Genomic DNA, 18,595 nt, shown 5'->3' with positions numbered 1-18,595 from the left:
GCCGCAGGTTCGTTCATTCGGGTGTCGCGCGCAGGGCGCGCAGCGCGGTGTCGGTGACCCGGTCGAGGTAGTCCGGTTCGACCGGCGCCTGGCGCACCACCATCCGCCAGTAGACCAACGCGGCCACGAGGTCCTGGGCCATCTCCAGGTCGGTGTCGGCGGGCAGTTCACCGCGAGCCATCGCGCGTTCCAGCTTCGTCCTGGCTAGCGCTCGTCGGGGTTCGCCGATGGTGGTCGCGATGGCCCTGGCGAGTTCTGGCATGCGGGTGGCCTCGGCCACCAGGTCGGGGATGATCCGGGAGAACGGTGGCTCGGTCAGCCACGCGGCGATGGCGGACGCCGACGCGCGGAGGTCACCGCGCAGCGTGCCGGTGTCCGCCACGTCCGCCATCGGCACGCTGATCTCGGCAAGCGCGGCCAGCACCATCTCCTGCTTGGTGCGCCACCGGCGGTACAGGGCGCTCTTGCCAACGCCCGCGCGCTTGGCCACGCCGTCCATGGACAGCCGCGCGTAGCCTCGCTCGACCAGCTCGGCCATGACGGCGTCGGTGATGGCGGCGGTGACGCCGGGTTGCAGCACGGCGGCGCCGGAGGGTTCACGACGGGTCACGCACGCCAGTCTAGCGAATGGACGGAACGGTATCGTCCGTCGTAGGCTGGTCGGGACGATACCGTCCCGACCATTCCGGAGAACACCGCAGATGACACCACGCGAACTGCTTGCGACGGCGTTGGACCTGTTGCTGTCCAAGGACATGTCCGGTTTCGCCGACCTGTGGGCCAGCGACGGCACGATGGAGTTCCCGTTCGCCCCGCCCGGCTGGCCCACCCGCCTGGACGGCCGCGAGGCCGTGCGCGAGTACCTGCGCGGCTACACCGAGGTCTACGACATCAAGGACGTCACCGAGCAGACCGTGCACACGACCACCGATCCCGAGGTGATCATCGTCGAGCTCCAGGTGGAGGGTGTGCTGGTGCGCACCGGACAGCCCTACCAGAGCCGCTACATCAGCGTGATCACCGTGCGGGACGGGCAGATCGCCGGTTACCGCGACTACTGGTCCCCACTGGGCCTGACCGCCGACACCGACTTCACCCGGCGCGGCGATGCGTGACGTCCTGGTCATCGGGGCCACCGGCACCACGGGGTCACGGGTCGCGGCCGGACTGGCCGAGCGCGGCGTACCCGTCCGGGCGGCCACCCGCACCCCCCGCGTTCCTGGCCACATCCGCTTCGAGTGGGCCGACACCGACACGCATCGTCCGGTGCTGAAAGGGGTCCGCGCGGTCTACCTGATCGCACCGATCGGGGTGGCTGACCCCCTCCCGCTGGTCGAGCCGCTGCTGCACGAGGCGGTCGAGTCGGGCGTCCGCCGGATCGTGCTGCTCAGCTCGTCGGCCGTCACCGACCACACTCCCGGCCTGGGCGCCCTGCCGCGCCTGGTACGCGCGATGAGTCCAGAGTGGACCGTGCTGAGGCCCAGCTGGTTCATGAACAACTTCACCGGCGATCATCCGGTGGCGCACGGTGTCCGGGCGGGTGAGATCGTCACCGCGACCGGGTCGGGGCGGGTCGGCTTCGTCGACGCCGAGGACGTCGCCGCGGTCGCTGTGCGCGCGCTGACCGACGAGCGGCCGCACAACACCGACCACCTGATCACCGGCCCGCAGGCACTCAGCTACGCGGACGCGGCGGCGATCATCACCGACGTCACCGGCAGGCCCGTGAGGCACCGCGCGGTCGACGTGCCGGAGCTGCTGGAGCGGCTCGCGGCCTATCCGCCCCAGTTCGCCGCGATCCTCGCCGCGCTGGACGTCGGCATCGCCGCGGGGGGAGAAGACCGGCTCACCGACACGGTGGCCCGGGTAACCGGCCGCCCGGCTCGGGATTTCCGCACGTTCATCGGCGAGGAGGGCGTCACCGGGTAGCGTCACGGGTCCGTTGGTCCACCGTGGAACAGGCGTCGCCCGCGGCGCCGTGGACGAGGACGGTCCGACCGGTCGTGAGGTGGGCGTGGTCGAACAGCGCCCTGCCACGCGGTCAGCCCGGAGATGGGCAACGCGGCGGCCACGGTGTGGTCGATGTCGGCCGCGAGAGGGGCGAGATTGCGGCCTCCACCGCGGTGTACTCGGCCAGCGTTCCGTCGCGGGCCCAATCGGTCAGCCCGAAGACGCGCTGGCCCACGGTGAGGCCGGTGGTCCCGTAGCCGAGCTCGACCACGGTGCCGGACAGCTCGTGTCCGGGGATGCTGGGGGTCCGGTCGCGACCGGCGCGGTCGGACCACGTGGCCGGCCAGTCGAGCTCTCCCGGCGTGAAGCCCGCGGCGTGCACCCGCACGACGACGTCGTTCTCCGCGGCGTGGGGGTACGGCATGTCCGTCAGGGCGGGGTCCGCGTCACGGTCCCGCACCGCGATCGCGCGCATGCTCAGCTCGGCCATGGCGAACCCATGACGCGTTCGACAGTCGTCGTGCGGCGGAAGCCGGGGAGGAAGTGTTCGAGGACGTCGGAGTTCACGGTGCCGTTCGTGGTGTCGGGGCGGTCCCTGAGCCCGTCGACGCAGGCCCGCAGGAACTCGTTCTTGAAGTCCCCTCGGGGGTGGGCGGCGAGGATCTCGTCCAGCTGTTCGCGGTCGAGTCCGGCCATGCCGAGGCCGAGCACGTCGGTCAGGACGCCGAGATGTGTGGTCGCGATCTCCGGGGCCATCCGGCCGGGGATGCCCGGCGTGGTGTGCAGTGCGATCGCCGTCCAGACGGTCTCGGCGGCGGTGGCCGGGAAACCCCGGTCCAGGAGGAACTTGTGCGCGTGGTCGGCGCCGTCGACCTCGAAGCGCTGCTCGGCGTCGGAGAACGGGGCCAGGAGGCCGGTGTCGTGGAACATGGCCGCCACGTAGAGCAGCTCCGGGTCCGGTTTCACGCCGGGCCGGTGCGCGTGGATCAGGCCGAAGAAGAAGACGCGCCGGGAGTGGTGGTAGATGAGGGGGCTGGTCGTCTCCCGGATGTGCCTGGTCGCCTCGGCGACCGCCGCTGTCCCGGGAACCTCCAACCCCGCGATGACCTCTGACATGACGTCCATGCTGCTCGCCGACCGGGGTGCGGCGCCGCCTCCGTCCGGCCAGGAACCCCTCATATCCGGACACGCCGGCCGGGAGCTCCGCGGTGACGGCGTGCTACCAATGAACGGTGACCGTGCACCGCGTCGCGTTCCTCGTCCATGACGGAATGACGTTGCTGGATCTCGCCGGTCCCGCCGAGGTGTTCAAGGAGGCGAACCGGTTCGGCGCCGAGTACCGGATCGTGCTGCTGTCGCCGACCGGTGCGGAGGTCACGTCGGGCCTCGGGATCCGGATCGGGGTCGACGGCGCCGTCGCCTCGGTGCCGGCCTGTGACACGTTCCTGGTGGCCGGGTCCGACAACTACCCACGCGCCCGCGTCCCCGCCGAACTGGCGGACGCCGCGCGGCTACCGGCGGCCTCGGCCGGCCGGGTCGCGTCGATCTGCACCGGCGCGTTCGTCCTCGCCGCCGCGGGCCTTCTCGACGGGAAGCGCGTGACCACGCACTGGCAGGTCGCGCACGAACTCGCCGCCAGGTGCCCGACGTGCCACGTCGAGCCGGACGCGATCTACGTTCGCGACGGCACCACGTACACGTCGGCGGGCGTGACGGCCGGCATCGACCTGGCGCTCGCCCTCGTCGAGGAGGACCACGGACCCGAACTGACGCGCGACGTCGCCCGCGCTCTGGTGGTGTACATGCAGCGCGCGGGCGGCCAGTCCCAGTTCTCGGCGCCGCTGAAGGGACCGCCGCCCCGCTCGCCAGCCCTCCGCACGGTCACCGACCTGGTGACGGCGAACCCCGGCGGGGACCACTCGCTCGGTGCGCTCGCGAGACATCTGAACGTGAGCACCCGCCACCTCACCAGGCTCTTCCACGAGGAGCTGTCCACGACACCGGCCCGTTACGTCGAGAACATCCGGTTCGACATGGCCAGGGCGCTGCTCGACCAGGGCCACACCGCGACCCAGGCCGCGACCCTCGCCGGTTTCCCCAGTTACGAGAGCATGCGGCGGGTCTTCGCCAGGAAGCTGTCGATCAGCCCCGCCGCGTACCAACGCCGGTTCGGCACGGCACGCGCGGGTCACAGTCTTGCCGGGTAGGGGCCCGGACCGATCCACAGGGAGCCGCCTCAGATCAACGCGCGTAACCCCGCCGTGAGAACGACACCCAGCAGGATGGACGGCAGTAGCGGCGCACGCAACAGGTAGGCGGCGCCTGTCGCGCCAAGGCCGGCGCACAGCCGCCAGTCGAGGTGTGACCACGCCGGCCCCGTCACGTCGGTGAGCACCAGACCCGTGAGCAGCGCGGGCGCGAGCGCGGCGATCACTCCGGAGGTCCATGCCGGCAGCTCGCGGTCGCCGAGCAGGGCGGGGCCAGCCGCCTTCAGGCTGATGCTCACCGCCGCCACCACCACGATCGTGGCCCACAGAGTGCTCATGCCGGCATCCCGGCACGCAGGCCGACCAGTGCCGCCGCGGCGGTACCGACCAGCGCGAGACCGACCGGCAGAACCAGTACGAGTGCCGCGGCCGTCAGGGCGGCCAGCGCCGCGACCAGTCGCGCCGCCGGTTCGCCACGGAGTTCGTCGATCAACAGCAGCAGGAAGAACCCCGGGTACACGACGTCCAACCCGAACCGCGTGACCACGTCCGGCGGCGGCGCCACCAGCACCCCCACGACCGTCCCCAGCACCCACGCCGGGAACTGGGCGAGGGTCGCCCCGATCATCTTCTCGCGGTCGAACCGGCCACCGCCCAGGTGCGCGGCCGCCCACGACGCGTCCACGAGGGCCTGCCCCTCCACCGCCCTGCGCAACCGCCCACCCTTGAACGCGTCGGCCGCGGCCACTCCCATCGGCAGGAAGCGGGCGTTGATCAGTGCCGCCGCGCCCACGGCCACACCGAGCCCGCCGCCGCCTGCCAGCGCGGCGGCCATGCTGAACTGGGCCGAGCCGGAGAAGACGAGGACCGAGGCGGCGATCGGGGCCAGCACCCCCCAGCCCAGCGAGTGGGCCTGGGCACCGAAGGTGAGGCCGAGTACCGCCGTGGCAGCGGCGAAACCCGCGCCGACCCGGAGACCCGCCATGTACCCCTTCGTGGAGACCATGCCCTCAGCCTAACAACCTAAGTCCTATTTAGCCCATTAGAGACCTAGACTGGGGGAGTGGACGACAGCTGGCGCGGCTACCACCTGGCGGGTGGCCACATCGCGCTCGACCTGGCCAACACGGTCTCGTGGCGCGACGACCCCGACCGCCGGTTCGACCGGCTGGACCATCTCGACTTCCTCGCCCACTGGCTGGGGATGACCGGCCTGGGTGAGCCTCCCGGCGACCTCGCGGCCGTGCTCCCGGCCGTGCGTGACCTGCGGGAGCTGATCCACGCTCTGCTCGCCGAACAAGGACCCGCGCCCGCCGCCCTGGCCCGGTTCGGGCAGCTGCTCGCCGAGGCCCATGCGTGTGCCACCGCGGCCCCGGCCCTGCCGCTGAGCTGGGACGTCCCGGTCGCGCACGCCGACGACGTGGTGCCCGCCGTGGTCCTGCGTACCCACGAGCTGCTCCGGTCGGCCGAGGTGACCCGCGTGCGCCGCTGCGCCGCTCGGGGCTGCGGATGGCTTTTCATCGACACCACCCGCAACGGTTCGCGCCGCTGGTGCCGCGCGGACGACTGCGGGAACCGGGAACGCGTCCGGCGGCACTACCGCAAGACCCATCAGTCCACTGTGGACCGAGGGTTCCGCGGGTCATCCGCGGAGTAGGACACGACGTGGCTCAGGAAGTGAAGGCGGGTCGTGCTGCCCCGTAGAACGGGCTCCGGTGGGGTGGCGAGCGACGTCAGGCGTGCCGGAAGCGATCTGTGTAAGGGATGCGACGGTGCCGAACCTCAACCCCTGGGCGAGGCGCGGGTACGTGGTTCCCAGCGAAGTCGCGCTATGACGATCATGTGGAGGGCGGAGTTGGCTTGACGGTCGCCGCCTCGGTTGAGCTGATGATCACACGCCGCCGATCCTGCCCTGGTTCACCTTTCACGAAGTCAGGCACACCCCACTCCACCTGGCTCACCGAGGACGGTGTGCCAGGGGTGGCGCGCCGGGCACGGCTGGGACAAGAAAGGGATCGCCCGGGTCTACGACCATGTGACGCCGGTCATGCGCTCGCAGGTGCTGACGCTCTGGAGACCCGCTGGCTGGAATCCCTGGCAGCGTTGACGCCGGGGGAGCGGGGACGTCTGGTGGGTGGTTTCCGCGCCTGAGGATCCTGTTTGATGATCTTGGGATCGAGCGGGTGCGGGAGACGTTCGCCATTTCATCGCCAGTTGGTCATTAGGGCCCCGTCCTCATGATCAAGAACGGGGCCTCTGACCTGCGCAAACAGGTGGTGGGCGATACTGGGATTGAACCAGTGACCCCTACCGTGTCAAGGTAGTGCTCTCCCACTGAGCTAATCGCCCGAGGCGGCGGCGGGAATCGAACCCGCGTACAGGGCTTTGCAGGCCCTTGCCTAAGCCACTCGGCCACGCCGCCGTGGCTTTGCGTGGATGGGGTGAATGGGATGCCCCTCCTCGAGCGGACGACGGGATTCGAACCCGCGACCCTCACCTTGGCAAGGTGATGCGCTACCAGCTGCGCTACGTCCGCGAAGACCTGGGGTTTTTGGAACCGGATTCCCTGTCCCCTTGGTGTGAGCGGAACTCTATCGGACCCCTGAACCGTCGATCACAGGGGGGTCCCACTCAGGTCAGGTCGGTGGAAATCAGGTGCGTGAGTGCCTCGTCGACGTCCACCCACAGGTGCTCGTTGCCGGGCACCACGACGTCGTACGTTCGGTCCAGGAAGTCCGCCAGCTCTTGTGCCGATGCCTCGAACACCGCGTGTCCGGATGGCGAGCTCAGCTCGATGACGACGACCTCGGGGTCGTCGACGGCGGGACGGATCCGCACATCCCCGTTGCCTGCTTCCGCGATGAGTCCGTCGGCCAGTAGGTCGCGGGCGAAGACCCACTCGACCCACCCTGCCCGGCCGGTACGGAAGGCCGCGACAACTGCGTACGGATCGCGCGTGTCGTAGCGCAGCTCGACCTTGACCGGGACAGCGGGCGTCCGCGGCGCCAGCAGATCGAACACCGCCGTTGAGCGGAGCGTCACGTGATCGTTGCGCATTGTCGCTACCCCTTCTCTCCCTTCCCAGTCGTGAAACGACTGAGTCCCTTCCCCTGTGACGGCTGGAGGGCCCCTTTCGCTCTCATAACCCCCGCAGTTCACCCATCCGGGGGCAGAGGCGCGGCAGAGCGTACCCGGTTGACGACTCTCCGTAGAACGCCCCCTTGCCACTTCTCATCGTGGCCAGCGTTGGTTGTTCCCCGGTGGCGCCGCTCCCCGAGCGTTGCTCGTGTCCTTCGGCAACTTACCTCAGAGTAGGACCACATCACCCGCAGCAAACCAGAAATTCGCCTAACCCGACACCAACTCGCGTTGTGAGGGAAGGTCAGCCGACGTCGAGGTGAACGTCCGAGGGGCCACCGCTCATCCAAACGGGTGATCGATAGTCCATGCAGGACTATCCCAACCGAGTAGTGATCAATAACGACCTGGGCCAAGACCCTGGTGCATCGCCCCAGAACATCCAATCGGACGACACGTGGACGCCAATCGAGTGATTTATTCGATCAGCCATCAACGGCCAGTGGCGAACCCCACAGCTCAATCCCCACGACGGGTGGCGTCCGCCAACGTCTTGGCCATCGAGATGGCCGGCCGGATGGGGGCCTCCGCACGTCGTGGCGGCCAGGCGGACTAGAGAGGCCGTTTCGAGGATGCCATTAAGGGTCTTGCGGGGGCCGGCGCAAGATGGAGGGAGGGGTAGCGAGCTGCGGGGAGCGCGGCGAGGGGACCTGAGAGGGTGCGGCAAGGGATCTGGGAGAGAGCTGGGAGGGCGCGGCGGGGGGCTGGGGGGAGAACTGGCGGAGAGCGGCGCGGGCGCTGCGGGGAGAGCTTGGGGGAGCGCTGTGGGAGTAGCGAGCCGCGAAGAGCACGCACGGACGTAGGTGGCCAAGGGTGGCCGGGCTAAGGGTAGGTGAGAGGGCGGTCGCAGGGCACTGGGAGACCTTGAAGCCGCAAGCGTGACCGGAGGAGGGATGACCGGGGAAGCGGCGACCGATGGCCCCCAAGAGATCGGGCGAGGGGCCCTGCCCGAGCGACCAGGAACCCGAGAGCCTCAGCTGGCCGACCACAACTGCGTGACCGTTGGACAGACAGGCAGAGGCGACTGAACAAGCGCGCCAGGCGAGGCACGTCCGCCATGAAATCTGCTTTGTCGGTTAATGCCCGGAAGGGAGCCATCGGACGCGCCAGCGCGATTCCTGCGCGAGTTTGTTCGCTCCCAACGACTCGCCTGATTCCGTTCAGCGCGGACCGCAGATGTCGGCTCGGGGAATACGTCACTCGTTGTGGCGAGCGCGTGCTTCGGCGCCAGTCTCGCCGATCGAGCCGACGTCGTCGTTGCCTCCCGCGCGCCCGACGAACTCGCCGTTCTCGCCTGGGCCTGTCGTGGAGGCGTCGTCGTGGTGGTCGCGGTCCGGTTGGCCACCGGTCGCGCGGGTGCTGGCCACACCGTTGTCCTCCGGAACGTCGCCTTCGCGGTCTGGTGTGGATCCGTTCGATGACCTGCCGAAGAGGGAGTTCAGCCAGTCGCGCATTCGTGTCAACATGACGGCGGGTACCCGTTGATCGAAGACTTCATGCCGGTTCGATCGCCGCAGGCGGTCCTGTGCGTGGATGGTTGCCTTTTTGGATGACCATCTTGTTCACGGGTGCGCGGGGGGATTTCGTTGGCGGCCGGACCGCCATCACTCGCGGGGCGTCGACGGTAGTTGCGCGGGCGGGGAAAGCTGGGCCCGCCGGTCTCCCGGTCGTCAGTCACTGAGCGTGGCGAGCAGGTCAGCGAGGCCGCCGAGCGCTCGGCCGATGCGCCGGCCACTGGTCACGACGGGGATGTCGGCGTGGAGAAGTGTGTAGCCGGCGTTGCCCAGGCGTGTCCACAGGTCGTGGTCCTCGCCGACCGCAACGGCTCCGAAACCGCCCACCACGTCGAACGCGTCGGCCCGGATACCGAGGTTGGCGCCGTAGACGTTGCCGTGGCCCCACGGGCCGTGGGCTCGGCCGACCGCGGCCGCGTAGCGCACCACCGCGGCGCGTGTCGGGCCGGCGGGCCGGTCGAGGTGAGCGACGCCGGCGATCGCGTCGTTGCCGGCGTCGGCCAGGCGCACGTGGCTGCTTGCCCAGTCGCGGTGGACGATCGTGTCCGCATCGGTGGACAGCAACCAGGTGTTCGTGGGGAGGTGTCCGTGGAGGGCGGTTCGTGCCGCTCGCATGCCGAGGTCGCGGACTTCGCCGATGGGCAGGTCTCCTTTGGTCGTCACGATCTTGGCCTGTGGTGATTCGGTGCGTGCCAACGTCTCGGTGTCGTCGGTGCAGCGGTCGGCGACTACACAGACAGAGTGCGCTATGCCGTCGGGCAGCCGGCTCAGTGTGTGGTGCACCGCGCGTAGGCACGCCCGGATACGTTGCCGCTCGTCACGTGCTGGGATGACTACGGCCACAGCCGAGATCATCGGCGCCGCAGGACGTTTACGACGAACTGTTCGTCGGTGTGCTCGACCAGTGCGTCCAGCTCGGGGTGCGCCAGCAGGTGACGGTGGGCGTCCATGCCGTCCCTCGGTGCCTCGGCGGCCCACGGAAGCCAGTGCACGGCCAGGACGTGACCGCCGGGTCGCAGGGCGGCCACGGTGCGGGTGATGGTCTCGGCCAGATCGTCGTCGTCGAGGTAGTAGAGGATCTCGCTGAACACCGCGAGGTCCAGCGGTCCGTCCGGGAGGCCAGTGGGTAGCGCGGCTTGGCGTACTTCCACGTTGGGCAGGTGGGCGGTGTTCTCGCTCGTCTGTTTCACGGCCTCGGCCACCGGGTCGAAGGCGATCACGTGCCTGGCGCGGGCGGCGAGGTCCTGGGTGAGCGCACCCAGTCCACACGCCGGTTCGACGACGGTGCCGTACTCCTCGGTCGGCAGGCAGGCCAGTGCCACGGCACGCTTGCGCCGCTCGTACCAGCTTTCCGTCACCCCCCAGGGGTCCGCGTTGCCGTCATAGAGCTCGGCGAAGCGTTCGACCGGTGCGCTGCGTCGTGGTGGCTCGCGGAACAGGACCTCCCGGTCGCGTGCGAAGTGACGCAGCATGGCCGGGCTGAGTATCGGGGCACTGCCGTCTGGGCCTGGCTCGAGCTGAGAGGTGAACGCGGCCACGCCGGCGGCCTTGCGATCCTGTTGCCCGGTGGTGAGCGGATGGCCGAACGCGCGGCTCTTCGGCACGCCGAGGTCCCGCGGGCGCAGCCAGTGCCACATCCAGATCGGGTAGGACCAGCGGTGCGTGGTGAGTGGCGCGACCCGCAGCCCGACCTCGCCGACGGCCTGGTGGTCCGGGTGGGGGTCTCCTGGCCACGGCACCAGGCACATGTCGGCGTCGGCGAGCGGACCCGTCAGCATGTCGGCCAGTTCATCGCGGTGAGCGGCCAGGCCGGAGTCGGGCAGACCAAGCCACCACACGGCCACATCCGGCAGGCCCTGGGCACGCAGCGACTCGTGGAGTTCGTGGCGCCGGACACGCCCGAGCTCGACGCGTTCGGCGGCGGACAGCCGGGGGAACGCGGCCTCGCCGTCGGTGGCGACCACCAGTTCGACGGTGACGCCTCTGTCGTGCAGGTGCTGCAGCACGCCGCTCGCGCCGAGTGTCTCGTCGTCGGGGTGTGCCGCGAGCACCACGGCGTGCCGGTAACCGTCGTCCGGGAACGTGCGTAGACCGTCGAGCCACGGTGTCCAGACGGCCTCGTCGGTGATGGCGCGCGGGCCTCGGGTCGTCTGCTCGGTCGTGGGCTCGTTCATCGCGCCGCCGCCTCGGTCAGCACCGCGCGGCCCAGTGCGGCGAGGTCCCGTTCGCCGTGGTGCTGGCGCACGTAGACCTGCAGGTCGGCGAGGCTTTGGGCGAACGCGTGGTCTCGGCACAGCGGGGTCGCGCCGGTGATCCTGGGGACCCGGTCCAGGGTCTCCCACGCGGCTCGTTCCGCCGCTGCCCGGCAGGTGCTCATGAGGAGTGCGAGGTCGGCGTCCGGTGTGGCATCGACGCGGGTGGCCGCGTCGGCCAGCAGTGTCTCGGCGCCGCGGAGCGCGGTGTGCACAGCACCCAGGTGGGCGAGCTGGTGTTCGTCGACCGTCGACGTCCCGGCCAGCAGGGCCACGACGTCGTCGACGACCCCGGCGGTGCCGCCCAGCCACACCGCCGCGACCCCGCCGCCGCCGAGAGCGAACCCTGGTCTGCTCAGATACCAGCCCGGCGGCCCGATCACCATGTCCTCGGTGACCTCCATGCCCTCGAACCGGATGTCGCCGCTGTCGGTGGCGTCCATGCCGACGGCCTGCCACCGCTCCGGCTCCCGCACGATGCCCGCCTTGCTCAGGTCGACCTCGACCAGCCGGCAGGTGGACCCGTCGCCACCGGGGGTGGTGGCCACCACCAGCGCACGGTCCACAGTGGTCAGTCCGGAACAGAACCGGACCGTCCCTTCGAGGCCGTTCGCCGTCAGCTGGGCCCCGGTGCCGCCGGACCGGGCCGCCCACACGCCGTAGAGCGCGTCCGGTACCGGGGGACGACCGGCCTCGGCGAGGATGGCGAGCGCGTCGACGTGTCCTTCGGCCAGCCGGGCGACCGCGAGGTCCACGCGGCCGAGCGCGGCGAGTGCTGCCCACCGCCGGGGCGTGTCGACGCCGGGTGGCGGCAGTGTCAGGTCGCCGTTGTCGGCCAGGCGGCGTAACTCGTCCACGACGGTGCTGGTCGTCCTCGGCGGCGGAAGTGGTTTCGGCGCGGTGGGGGACAGCAGTCCGGGCATGGTCGACCTCTCGCTGAGCCTGATCAGTTCCAGGTACCCGCGCCCGCCGCCCACACACCTCCTGATCGAGTGAGCTATGCCGCCTGAGGGTCAGCCCGCCATCGCCAGGCCCAGTTCGGCGAGCTGCCCCTCCGTGAGCGGCAGCGTCGGCCGTCCCGGGCCGACCCGGTGTGGGTGTGCGGTGTCCTCCGGGTTGGTGGCGAAGTCCGGGCTGCCGAAGTTCCGCACGGACAGCGAGTACAGCTTTCCGTCCGGCCGGTAGATGCGCAGGGTCTGGTTCTGCGACGCGAACGGATCGCTCGGCGCGACGTCGTAGATCTGCAACACGGTCCCGTTCGCCAGTACGTGCCGTTTCGGTGCCTGACAGTTGGCCATGTCATAGGCCTGGTCGTCCGCCGCGGTCAGTGGATCACCGGTGAACCGGCCGAAGGTGAGCGTCACGCTGCCGGTGCCCCCGTCGTCGGACACGTCGGCGGTGTAGGTGAACGCCTCGTGAGTGTTCGGTCCGGTGGGCGGGAATCGCGTCTCGTACGGGAGGTCCACCGTCGCGTCATCGGCCACTGCGGCCATGGCCTGCCGAAGTTGTTCCTGCAGCGCGGGCAGGTCGGCGCGGACGCTGTCCAGGTTGCGGCCGGTGCTGTCGGGGATCTCGCACCTGGGCACCGGCTCGATCGGCCAGCCGGCCGGTGGTGGTGCGCTCGGCGCCGGAGTCCATGTGGCGTGCGGGGAGTGTGCCGGCAGGTCGGCCCGCGGCCACGGCGCCTCGGTCGGGGTCGTCTCGGTCGCGGCGACGTTCTGGCCGTCGGAGGCCAGGGCGCCCGCGCTGACGGCGACCGTGGCCACACCGGCGACCGCGGCCACCACCGCCAGCGCGGCGCCGAACTGTTGGCGCCGACGCCGGCGCCGGCCACGCGTGACCGCGTCGGCCAGCCCGGCGCGAAGCCGTGGCGGGGTCCGTTGCGCCAGTTCGGTCCGCAACGCGGCCCCGAGGTCATCCTCATCCCACATCTCGCACGCTCCGTTCCGGTGTGTCGGCGTCGCGGTACGCCGCGCGCAACGCCTGTATCCCTCGTGACAGTTGACTTTTGACGGTGCCCGTCGAGCACCGCAGCACCTGCGCGACCTGTTCGATGGGCAGGTCGTGGACGATGCGCAGCACGAGCGTGGCCCGCTGCCTCGATGGCACGTCCTGTAGTGCTGCCAGCAGCGACTGCTGGTCGTCGACGCGCCATGTCCCGCGAGCGGTCCAAACGCTCGGGCGTCTCGGCGACCAGGTGTTCCTTCGCGCGGCCCCGCCGCCTGGCGTCGAGGAAGAGCCGGACGAGGATGGTGCGCAGGTAGCCCTCCGCGTTACCGCTGGCCACGCGTGACCACTTCGGGTAAAGCCGGACGAAGCTTCCCTGGGCCAGTTCCTCCGCCTCGACCCAGTCGCCGCACAGCGCGTACGCGGTGCGTAGCGCCGCGTCGAACCGCGCCGAGTAGAAGTCGGCGAAGTCGTCATCTGAACCGGCCACCGGCATCCTTCCGCAGGTCTTGGACGGGATAAGAACGCAGTGGGCCCCTGGGAGGTTGCACGAGCCTTCGCACCAGGCGTCCTCGTCCAGCGGTGGTTTTCCTCGGGATGACCGGAAGCGGTGGCTGGACGGTCGCCACGGGCGCGCGAACCTACTGACCAGCGGCTGAATCCGAGGTTAACTTCTGGGATTCCCGTGTTTCAGCGGCTCGATCCACTTCTAGGCTGGATTCTCTACTGCTGTGAGGGAGTGGAAGGGCGGTGCTGTTGGGTTTCCTCGGCGACCTGTTGTACAGCCTGCTGGAGAGTTTCTCCGGTGAGAATCCGCTGATCGCGGCCATCGCGGCGACGGTGGCGGTGGCCGCGATCGTGACCCCTTTCGCGCAGCGCTATGCCGCGCGTCGCAAGCGGGTGCTGTACCGGGTGCAGAGCGACTCGAAGATCGGGCTCGACATGGAGCTCAACGGTGATCAGCCGCTGTACGCCGACCCTTATCTGGCCGACGTGTCCAACATGTTCAAGCGGCTCAGCTCCGTGGTGATCCGGATCCGCAATACCGGCGGTGACGTCTCGGTCCGTGATCTCGGCGAGGCGGTCGAGTTCGTGTTCGCCGACCGGGTGATCTGGAACGCCCGGATCTCCGACCCGAGTCACCGTGCCGACGGTGAGGACCGCAAGAAGCTGGCCGACGGGCTGGAGTTCTTCTCGACCGATGCCGCATCGCGGCCGATTCCGAGACCCGCCACGCTGCCCGAGGTACGCCGGACCCTCCCGAAGCGTCTGCGGGACGCGTTCCGCCCGGTGACCGCCGGGTCGGCACCGGTAGCCGAGCCTGAGCGCGAGGCCGAACCGCCGCCGGTGTGGCACGGCATCCGTCTCAAACCGTCGTTGCACCTGAAGGCCAGGGAGCGGTTCAAGCTGATCGTGGTACTCAGCGAGCCGGAGGGCAAACGCGCGGGTCCCGTCAGCAAGGGCGTGAGTGGTCCGGTCGGTCACAAGCGGATCAAGGACGAGCGGAACGTGCGGCGGTCTCTGTGGCCGCTGGTCACCGCGGCGTTCGGGGTCCTGTTGGCCGGCCTGTGGATCGCCGCTGTGGTGATCCTGCCGATCAACACCTCTGGCCCGGTCGTCGACTGTGCCGAGGGCAGTCTGACGATCGTCGGTTCGACCGCGTTCGCCCCGACCATGACCGACGTCGCCAAAGAGTACTCCGCCACCTGTGGGGCCGAGATCACCGTGACGGCCAACGGCAGCGCCGAAGGAGTGCGGGAGGTGGCCGGTGTCGAGCCGGCGCGGCAGGACGAGATCGCGGCGCTGTCCGACGGGAGGGCCGGCGAGGCCACCCAGGACATGACCGCGCGGCCGGTGGCGGTGATCGTCTACACCATGATCGTCAACAACGCCGTCGGCGTCGACCAGCTGACCATCGAGCAGGTCCGGGATATCTACGCCGGCCGCTACCGGGACTGGAACCAGTTGCGTGCCGGCCCGTCGATACCGATCCGGGTTGTCGGTCGAGGTGGGGAATCGGGTTCGCGGCGCACGTTCGAGCAGACCATGCTCGGCGGCGAGTCGCAGGGCGAGCTCACCTCCGACTCGTGCGAAAACGCCGACCGTGTCGTCGACGCGCCGGTCATCCGGTGCGAGCGGAACTCGGCCGAGGGTCTCGTGGACGAGGTCGCGGCCACCCCGGGTGCGATCGGCTACGTGGACCTGGCGACCGCCAACCAGGCGACGAGCGACCGCCTGCCGGTCACCGTGCAGAAACTCGACGGGCAGTACCCGGACGTCAGTTCCGCGGCCGCCGGATACCCGTTCTGGGCGATCGAGTACCTGTACACCAAAGGTGAGCCGGACCAGGGCACCGTTCTCGAGTCACTGATCGGGTACCTGCGAACCAAGTCGGTCTACGCGGAACTCGTCGAGGCGGGATACACGCCGTGCGTCACCACGGACGGCCAGACCTACCTGTTGTGCCAGGCCAAGTAGCGACCAGAACGATCCGCCCGGTCATGCCACGTCGCGTGAAGTGAGGCGGGCTGGTCACGAAGCATCTTATGAGACAACTTGACTCGTAATGCGGTCAGCATGCATCCTTGAGATATGAGACAGGATGTATCACAGAAGAAGACGTTGGCGGTCCTCGGGGCGACGGGTGCCACCGGACGTCACGTGGTGTCCACGGCGCTTCAGCGCGGGCACCACGTGATCGCGCTCGTCCGCCGGGCGGGAACGTTCGAGCCGACGGAGGGTCTCAGCGAGGTGACCTGGCCCGAGGTCACCGACGTCTCGGCCCTCACGCGTGCCCTGCCGGGTACGAACGTGGTGATCAGCGCGCTGGGCGGAGCGGACAAGGGGCCGACGACGGTCTGCACCGACGGCATCCGCTCCGCGGTCACGGCGATGAAGGCGGTCGGGGTGGCTCGCCTGATCGCCCTCAGCGCGCACGGCGTGCTGGAGACGCACGACAAGTCCCTGTACTCGTTGGCGGTGTGGGCGAATGTGGCCGAGCGGATGCGCGACAAGGAGACGATGGAGCCGCTCATCACCGCCTCCGGTCTGAAGTGGACGATTGTGCGGCCACCGAAGCTGTCCGACCACGACGCGATCGGGAAGTACAGGGCCGGCACCAACCTGCCCATCCGGCTGTGGAGTTCGGTCGGACGCGCCGATCTCGCCGCGTTCCTTGTCGACGAGGCAGAAACCCCGCGGTACGCCTGCGCCTACCCGCGGATCACCCGATGAACGCCGCCATCCCTGACCTGACGGGGAAAGTCGCCGTCGTCACCGGCGCGACCGGCGGCATGGGCCAGATCATCGCCGCCGACCTCGTCCGCGCCGGTGCGCACGTGGTCACCGTCGCCCGTAACCCCGCTCGTGCGGACGCTCTCCGTGCACACATCGGCTCGCAGGCAGCGAACCGACTCGACGTCATCCCCGCGGACCTGTCCCGGCGCGCGGACGTCGTGACCGCGGCGAAGTCCATCGTGGACCGTCACGACCGCATCCACATCCTGATCAACAACGCCGGCGCACACTTCGCCGACCACCGCGTCTCGGCCGACGGCATCGAGATGCACATCGCCCTCGACTACCTTGCCGCCTACGGTCTCACCACCCTGCTGGACCTACCGCTACGACGCGGCCAGGCCCGCGTGGTGAACGTCGCCAGCGACACCCTCAACGACACCCGCCAGATCAAACTCGCCGGCAAGCCCCGCCCCGCAACCCTCGACCTGTCCAGCATTGACGACCTCAGGCAACTCAACCCCGCTGCCGGGTTCGCGCCGTTCGAGGCCTACGCACGCGCCAAGCTCATGACCGTCACCGCCGGCTACGCCCTCGCCCGCGACCTCGCCGCCGACGGAGTGACCCTCAACGCCCTGCACCCAGGAATCGTCGCCACCGACATCATCGACGACCTCATCCCCCCACTCCTACGCCCCTTGCGCACACTCATTCGCCGCAGCATGCTCGCCCCCACCGAGGGAGCGAAAACCGCGACACGCATCGCGACCGACCCCACCATGGCTGGCATCACCGGCCGCTACTTCAACCGCGACACGGAAACAAGCACCCCGCCGATATCCCACGACCCCGCCACCCAACACAGACTCCTCACGCTGAGCCAAACCCACTTCGCCCACTGGCAAAGACCTGGGTCTATCCCGTGATCGGTTTCCGGCGTTGTTGATCAGTAGGCCTCGGCTCCCGGCCAGAGGTCACCGAAGATGGTGCGAGTCCGACGAGCTTGGTGAGAAATCGATCGACCTGCTCCGTGAGGGGCGGCCACGGCAGGTTGGGCTCGTTGATCCGTAGCGAGAGCATGCCGATCACCGCGGCGCGGAGGTCGAGGGCCACGGTGATCGGGTCACCGGGAGGAGCGGCCCCGGCATCCATGCACTCCTGTACGGCAGCCGCGGTCCGTGCCAGCAGAACCTCTTTGAACGGCATGCCGGGACGCCGGCTGGTCTTGCTTTCGTGCATCACCTTGTAGAGACCGGGATGTTCCTGCGCCCAGGTCGCCTGCGCCAGGATCCGCGCGCGCAGCCGCGACGCCGGGGCCTCGTGTCCTGCCTCCGCACCGGAAGCGGTTCGCAGCATGTCTTCGTGGCAGCGTTGCATAGCGGCCAGTACGAGCGCGTCGCGGTCCGGGAAGTACAGATAGACCGAGGTTGGGGAGATCGACAGTGCGCGTGCGATCGCGCGCAGGGACAGCGCTTCGTCGTCGGCAAGCTCGTCGAGCACGTTTACCGCGCAGGAAACGATCTCTTCTCGCAGCAGCTCACCCTGGCCTCGGGCATTCGGTCGCCGAGGGGCGGCTGAACGAGCTCTCGGGGTGCTGTCCATCGGTAGATCATCCCAGTCATCGAATCTTGCACTACAACCGACCATGAGAATACAGTCGGCCATACAAGGACAGCTGTCCACTAAAGGGGGAGTCATGCCAGTCACGCTTCGCGAGGCCCACGAGTTGATCAACAGCGCGCATCGGCGGGCCCAGGAGCTGGGCACCCACATCACGGTCGCCGTCGTCGATGAAGGTGGCCACCTGCAGGCCCTCGGCCGCATGGACGGCGCGCCGCCGCTGTCGGCCGGAATCGCCGAGCACAAAGCGGCCAGTGTGGCTCTCATCCGTCGTGACGGCGCGATACTGCGCCAGATGCAGGAGGCATGGCCCGCCTTCTTCAGCCAGCTCGACCGGGCCGCGGGCCGGCCCATCCTGGCTGGCGCGGGTTCGCTGCTGATTCAGCGAGCCGACACCGTCATGGGCGCCATCGCGGTCAGCGGGGGACTGCCGCAACAGGACGACGAGTGCGCCGAAGCGGGACTTGCCGGGCTCGCCGTTGGCAACTAGTAGGACTTTGTTAGTTCGTCATGGTGGTCGTTGGTGGCAGGTGGGGCATCGGCCTGTCCAGGTGGCCAGCAGGACCTGGAGTTCGGTGAGGATCTTGTAGAGGGTTAGGCCGCCCCAGCTGCTTTTGGGCTGTGGAGGCGGAGTTCGGTGAGGAAGAGGTGGGCGGCGGTGACCAGGGTGACGTGGCGGTGCCAGCCGGTCCAGTTGCGGCCTTCGAAGTGGGTGAGTCCGAGGCCGGTT

The 18,595-nt window shown here is 69.3% G+C and carries 20 protein-coding genes, 3 tRNA genes and 3 pseudogenes; 8 read left to right on the top strand and 18 right to left on the bottom strand.

Going from position 1 to position 18,595, the window contains the following annotated elements:
* Positions 1–13: 13 nt before the first annotated feature.
* Positions 14–610 carry a TetR/AcrR family transcriptional regulator gene (locus VET29_RS37080; RefSeq protein ID WP_324929683.1) on the bottom strand — a complete coding sequence of 199 codons (597 nt, stop codon included), beginning with the start codon at positions 608–610 and terminating at the stop codon, positions 14–16.
* 91 nt (positions 611–701) lie between these two features.
* Between VET29_RS37080 and VET29_RS37075 the strand changes: the two genes are divergently transcribed.
* Positions 702–1,115 (top strand): nuclear transport factor 2 family protein, encoded by a 414-nt coding sequence (locus VET29_RS37075; RefSeq protein ID WP_324929681.1) that lies wholly within the window; start codon positions 702–704, stop codon positions 1,113–1,115.
* On the top strand, positions 1,108–1,929 hold the full coding sequence (locus tag VET29_RS37070; protein WP_324929679.1) for an NAD(P)H-binding protein: 822 nt from the start codon (positions 1,108–1,110) through the stop codon (positions 1,927–1,929). The genes VET29_RS37075 and VET29_RS37070 overlap by 8 nt, the downstream gene beginning before the upstream one ends.
* Here the strand turns inward: VET29_RS37070 and VET29_RS37065 are convergent.
* A pseudogene (locus tag VET29_RS37065) lies at positions 1,928–2,425 on the bottom strand (NADP-dependent oxidoreductase); the annotation flags it as partial. The gene VET29_RS37070 and the pseudogene VET29_RS37065 sit on opposite strands and share 2 nt — an antisense overlap.
* Positions 2,426–2,427: 2 nt before the next feature.
* Complete coding sequence (locus VET29_RS37060; protein ID WP_324929676.1) at positions 2,428–3,066, bottom strand: HD domain-containing protein; 639 nt, start codon at positions 3,064–3,066, stop codon at positions 2,428–2,430.
* 116 nt (positions 3,067–3,182) lie between these two features.
* On the opposite strand from VET29_RS37060, the gene VET29_RS37055 reads away from it, so the two are divergent.
* Positions 3,183–4,157, top strand: coding sequence for a GlxA family transcriptional regulator (locus VET29_RS37055; protein WP_324929674.1), 975 nt, complete (start codon positions 3,183–3,185; stop codon positions 4,155–4,157).
* Positions 4,158–4,186: 29 nt separating this feature from the next.
* On the opposite strand, the gene VET29_RS37050 is transcribed toward VET29_RS37055, so the two are convergent.
* Together VET29_RS37050 and VET29_RS37045 are read right to left on the bottom strand one after the other, a co-directional pair.
* Complete coding sequence (locus VET29_RS37050) at positions 4,187–4,495, bottom strand: AzlD domain-containing protein (protein WP_324929672.1); 309 nt, start codon at positions 4,493–4,495, stop codon at positions 4,187–4,189.
* Positions 4,492–5,163: an AzlC family ABC transporter permease gene (locus VET29_RS37045; RefSeq protein WP_324929670.1), complete on the bottom strand. Its 672-nt coding sequence runs from the start codon at positions 5,161–5,163 to the stop codon at positions 4,492–4,494. The genes VET29_RS37050 and VET29_RS37045 overlap by 4 nt, the downstream gene beginning before the upstream one ends.
* Before the next feature lie 57 nt (positions 5,164–5,220).
* On the opposite strand from VET29_RS37045, the gene VET29_RS37040 reads away from it, so the two are divergent.
* A complete protein-coding gene (locus tag VET29_RS37040; protein ID WP_324929668.1) occupies positions 5,221–5,814 on the top strand; it encodes a CGNR zinc finger domain-containing protein in 594 nt (197 codons plus the stop codon).
* Between the two features lie 617 nt (positions 5,815–6,431).
* On the opposite strand, the gene VET29_RS37030 is transcribed toward VET29_RS37040, so the two are convergent.
* From VET29_RS37030 to VET29_RS36980, 11 genes and pseudogenes are all read right to left on the bottom strand, one after another.
* Positions 6,432–6,506, bottom strand: a tRNA-Val gene (locus VET29_RS37030).
* 1 nt (position 6,507) lies between these two features.
* Positions 6,508–6,579, bottom strand: a tRNA-Cys gene (locus VET29_RS37025).
* 41 nt (positions 6,580–6,620) lie between these two features.
* Positions 6,621–6,693 (bottom strand) — tRNA-Gly (locus VET29_RS37020).
* 95 nt (positions 6,694–6,788) lie between these two features.
* Entirely contained in the window at positions 6,789–7,214 is a 426-nt protein-coding gene (locus tag VET29_RS37015) for an SsgA family sporulation/cell division regulator (protein ID WP_075123646.1), read from the bottom strand.
* Between the two features lie 1,277 nt (positions 7,215–8,491).
* Positions 8,492–8,749 carry a hypothetical protein gene (locus VET29_RS37010; protein WP_324929664.1) on the bottom strand — a complete coding sequence of 86 codons (258 nt, stop codon included), beginning with the start codon at positions 8,747–8,749 and terminating at the stop codon, positions 8,492–8,494.
* A gap of 216 nt (positions 8,750–8,965) precedes the next feature.
* Positions 8,966–9,664: a glycosyltransferase gene (locus VET29_RS37005; RefSeq protein WP_324929662.1), complete on the bottom strand. Its 699-nt coding sequence runs from the start codon at positions 9,662–9,664 to the stop codon at positions 8,966–8,968.
* A complete protein-coding gene (locus VET29_RS37000; RefSeq protein WP_324929660.1) occupies positions 9,661–10,983 on the bottom strand; it encodes a bifunctional PIG-L family deacetylase/class I SAM-dependent methyltransferase in 1,323 nt (440 codons plus the stop codon). Before VET29_RS37000 ends, VET29_RS37005 begins: the two co-directional genes overlap by 4 nt.
* On the bottom strand, positions 10,980–11,984 hold the full coding sequence (locus VET29_RS36995; protein WP_324929657.1) for an acyl-CoA dehydrogenase: 1,005 nt from the start codon (positions 11,982–11,984) through the stop codon (positions 10,980–10,982). The genes VET29_RS37000 and VET29_RS36995 overlap by 4 nt, the downstream gene beginning before the upstream one ends.
* Positions 11,985–12,074: 90 nt before the next feature.
* The gene (locus tag VET29_RS36990) at positions 12,075–12,992 is read right to left on the bottom strand and encodes a hypothetical protein (RefSeq protein ID WP_324929655.1); all 918 of its coding nucleotides are present in this window, start codon (positions 12,990–12,992) and stop codon (positions 12,075–12,077) included.
* A complete protein-coding gene (locus VET29_RS36985) occupies positions 12,982–13,143 on the bottom strand; it encodes a sigma factor-like helix-turn-helix DNA-binding protein (RefSeq protein ID WP_324929743.1) in 162 nt (53 codons plus the stop codon). Before VET29_RS36985 ends, VET29_RS36990 begins: the two co-directional genes overlap by 11 nt.
* A gap of 187 nt (positions 13,144–13,330) precedes the next feature.
* Positions 13,331–13,504: pseudogene (locus VET29_RS36980) on the bottom strand (SigE family RNA polymerase sigma factor); the annotation flags it as partial.
* Positions 13,505–13,758: 254 nt separating this feature from the next.
* Here VET29_RS36980 and VET29_RS36975 point away from each other — a divergent pair.
* The 3 genes from VET29_RS36975 (at position 13,759) to VET29_RS36965 (ending at position 17,171) form a co-directional block, all read left to right on the top strand.
* Entirely contained in the window at positions 13,759–15,486 is a 1,728-nt protein-coding gene (locus VET29_RS36975; protein WP_324929653.1) for a PstS family phosphate ABC transporter substrate-binding protein, read from the top strand.
* A gap of 114 nt (positions 15,487–15,600) precedes the next feature.
* The gene (locus VET29_RS36970; RefSeq protein ID WP_324929651.1) at positions 15,601–16,242 is read left to right on the top strand and encodes an NAD(P)-dependent oxidoreductase; all 642 of its coding nucleotides are present in this window, start codon (positions 15,601–15,603) and stop codon (positions 16,240–16,242) included.
* Positions 16,239–17,171 (top strand): SDR family NAD(P)-dependent oxidoreductase, encoded by a 933-nt coding sequence (locus VET29_RS36965; RefSeq protein ID WP_324929649.1) that lies wholly within the window; start codon positions 16,239–16,241, stop codon positions 17,169–17,171. Before VET29_RS36970 ends, VET29_RS36965 begins: the two co-directional genes overlap by 4 nt.
* Here VET29_RS36965 and VET29_RS36960 read toward each other — a convergent pair.
* A complete protein-coding gene (locus VET29_RS36960) occupies positions 17,161–17,847 on the bottom strand; it encodes a TetR/AcrR family transcriptional regulator (RefSeq protein ID WP_324929647.1) in 687 nt (228 codons plus the stop codon). The two genes, VET29_RS36965 and VET29_RS36960, sit on opposite strands and share 11 nt — an antisense overlap.
* Before the next feature lie 94 nt (positions 17,848–17,941).
* Here VET29_RS36960 and VET29_RS36955 point away from each other — a divergent pair, with 94 nt between their 5' ends.
* Positions 17,942–18,355: a GlcG/HbpS family heme-binding protein gene (locus VET29_RS36955; RefSeq protein WP_324929645.1), complete on the top strand. Its 414-nt coding sequence runs from the start codon at positions 17,942–17,944 to the stop codon at positions 18,353–18,355.
* Between the two features lie 104 nt (positions 18,356–18,459).
* Here VET29_RS36955 and VET29_RS36950 read toward each other — a convergent pair.
* Positions 18,460–18,595, bottom strand: a pseudogene (locus tag VET29_RS36950) (IS701 family transposase); the annotation flags it as partial.

Source organism: Actinophytocola sp. (genome assembly GCF_035634895.1).
In the GTDB taxonomy this organism is placed as follows: Bacteria; Actinomycetota; Actinomycetes; order Mycobacteriales; family Pseudonocardiaceae; genus Actinophytocola.
Note: the sequence above shows the minus strand (reverse complement) of the source record. Positions and strands in the feature narration are given on the sequence as shown.

Bases quoted from the DNA above. Each gene is read 5' to 3' on its own strand.
- VET29_RS37075 (WP_324929681.1), top strand. From the start codon at position 702: ATGACACCACGCGAACTGCTTGCGACGGCGTTGGACCTGTTGCTGTCC.
- VET29_RS37070 (WP_324929679.1), top strand. From the start codon at position 1,108: ATGCGTGACGTCCTGGTCATCGGGGCCACCGGCACCACGGGGTCACGG.
- VET29_RS37060 (WP_324929676.1), bottom strand. From the start codon at position 3,066: ATGTCAGAGGTCATCGCGGGGTTGGAGGTTCCCGGGACAGCGGCGGTC.
- VET29_RS37050 (WP_324929672.1), bottom strand. From the start codon at position 4,495: ATGAGCACTCTGTGGGCCACGATCGTGGTGGTGGCGGCGGTGAGCATC.
- VET29_RS37045 (WP_324929670.1), bottom strand. From the start codon at position 5,163: ATGGTCTCCACGAAGGGGTACATGGCGGGTCTCCGGGTCGGCGCGGGT.
- VET29_RS37015 (WP_075123646.1), bottom strand. From the start codon at position 7,214: ATGCGCAACGATCACGTGACGCTCCGCTCAACGGCGGTGTTCGATCTG.
- VET29_RS37010 (WP_324929664.1), bottom strand. From the start codon at position 8,749: ATGCGCGACTGGCTGAACTCCCTCTTCGGCAGGTCATCGAACGGATCC.
- VET29_RS37005 (WP_324929662.1), bottom strand. From the start codon at position 9,664: ATGATCTCGGCTGTGGCCGTAGTCATCCCAGCACGTGACGAGCGGCAA.
- VET29_RS37000 (WP_324929660.1), bottom strand. From the start codon at position 10,983: ATGAACGAGCCCACGACCGAGCAGACGACCCGAGGCCCGCGCGCCATC.
- VET29_RS36995 (WP_324929657.1), bottom strand. From the start codon at position 11,984: ATGCCCGGACTGCTGTCCCCCACCGCGCCGAAACCACTTCCGCCGCCG.
- VET29_RS36990 (WP_324929655.1), bottom strand. From the start codon at position 12,992: ATGTGGGATGAGGATGACCTCGGGGCCGCGTTGCGGACCGAACTGGCG.
- VET29_RS36970 (WP_324929651.1), top strand. From the start codon at position 15,601: ATGAGACAGGATGTATCACAGAAGAAGACGTTGGCGGTCCTCGGGGCG.
- VET29_RS36965 (WP_324929649.1), top strand. From the start codon at position 16,239: ATGAACGCCGCCATCCCTGACCTGACGGGGAAAGTCGCCGTCGTCACC.
- VET29_RS36960 (WP_324929647.1), bottom strand. From the start codon at position 17,847: ATGGACAGCACCCCGAGAGCTCGTTCAGCCGCCCCTCGGCGACCGAAT.
- VET29_RS36955 (WP_324929645.1), top strand. From the start codon at position 17,942: ATGCCAGTCACGCTTCGCGAGGCCCACGAGTTGATCAACAGCGCGCAT.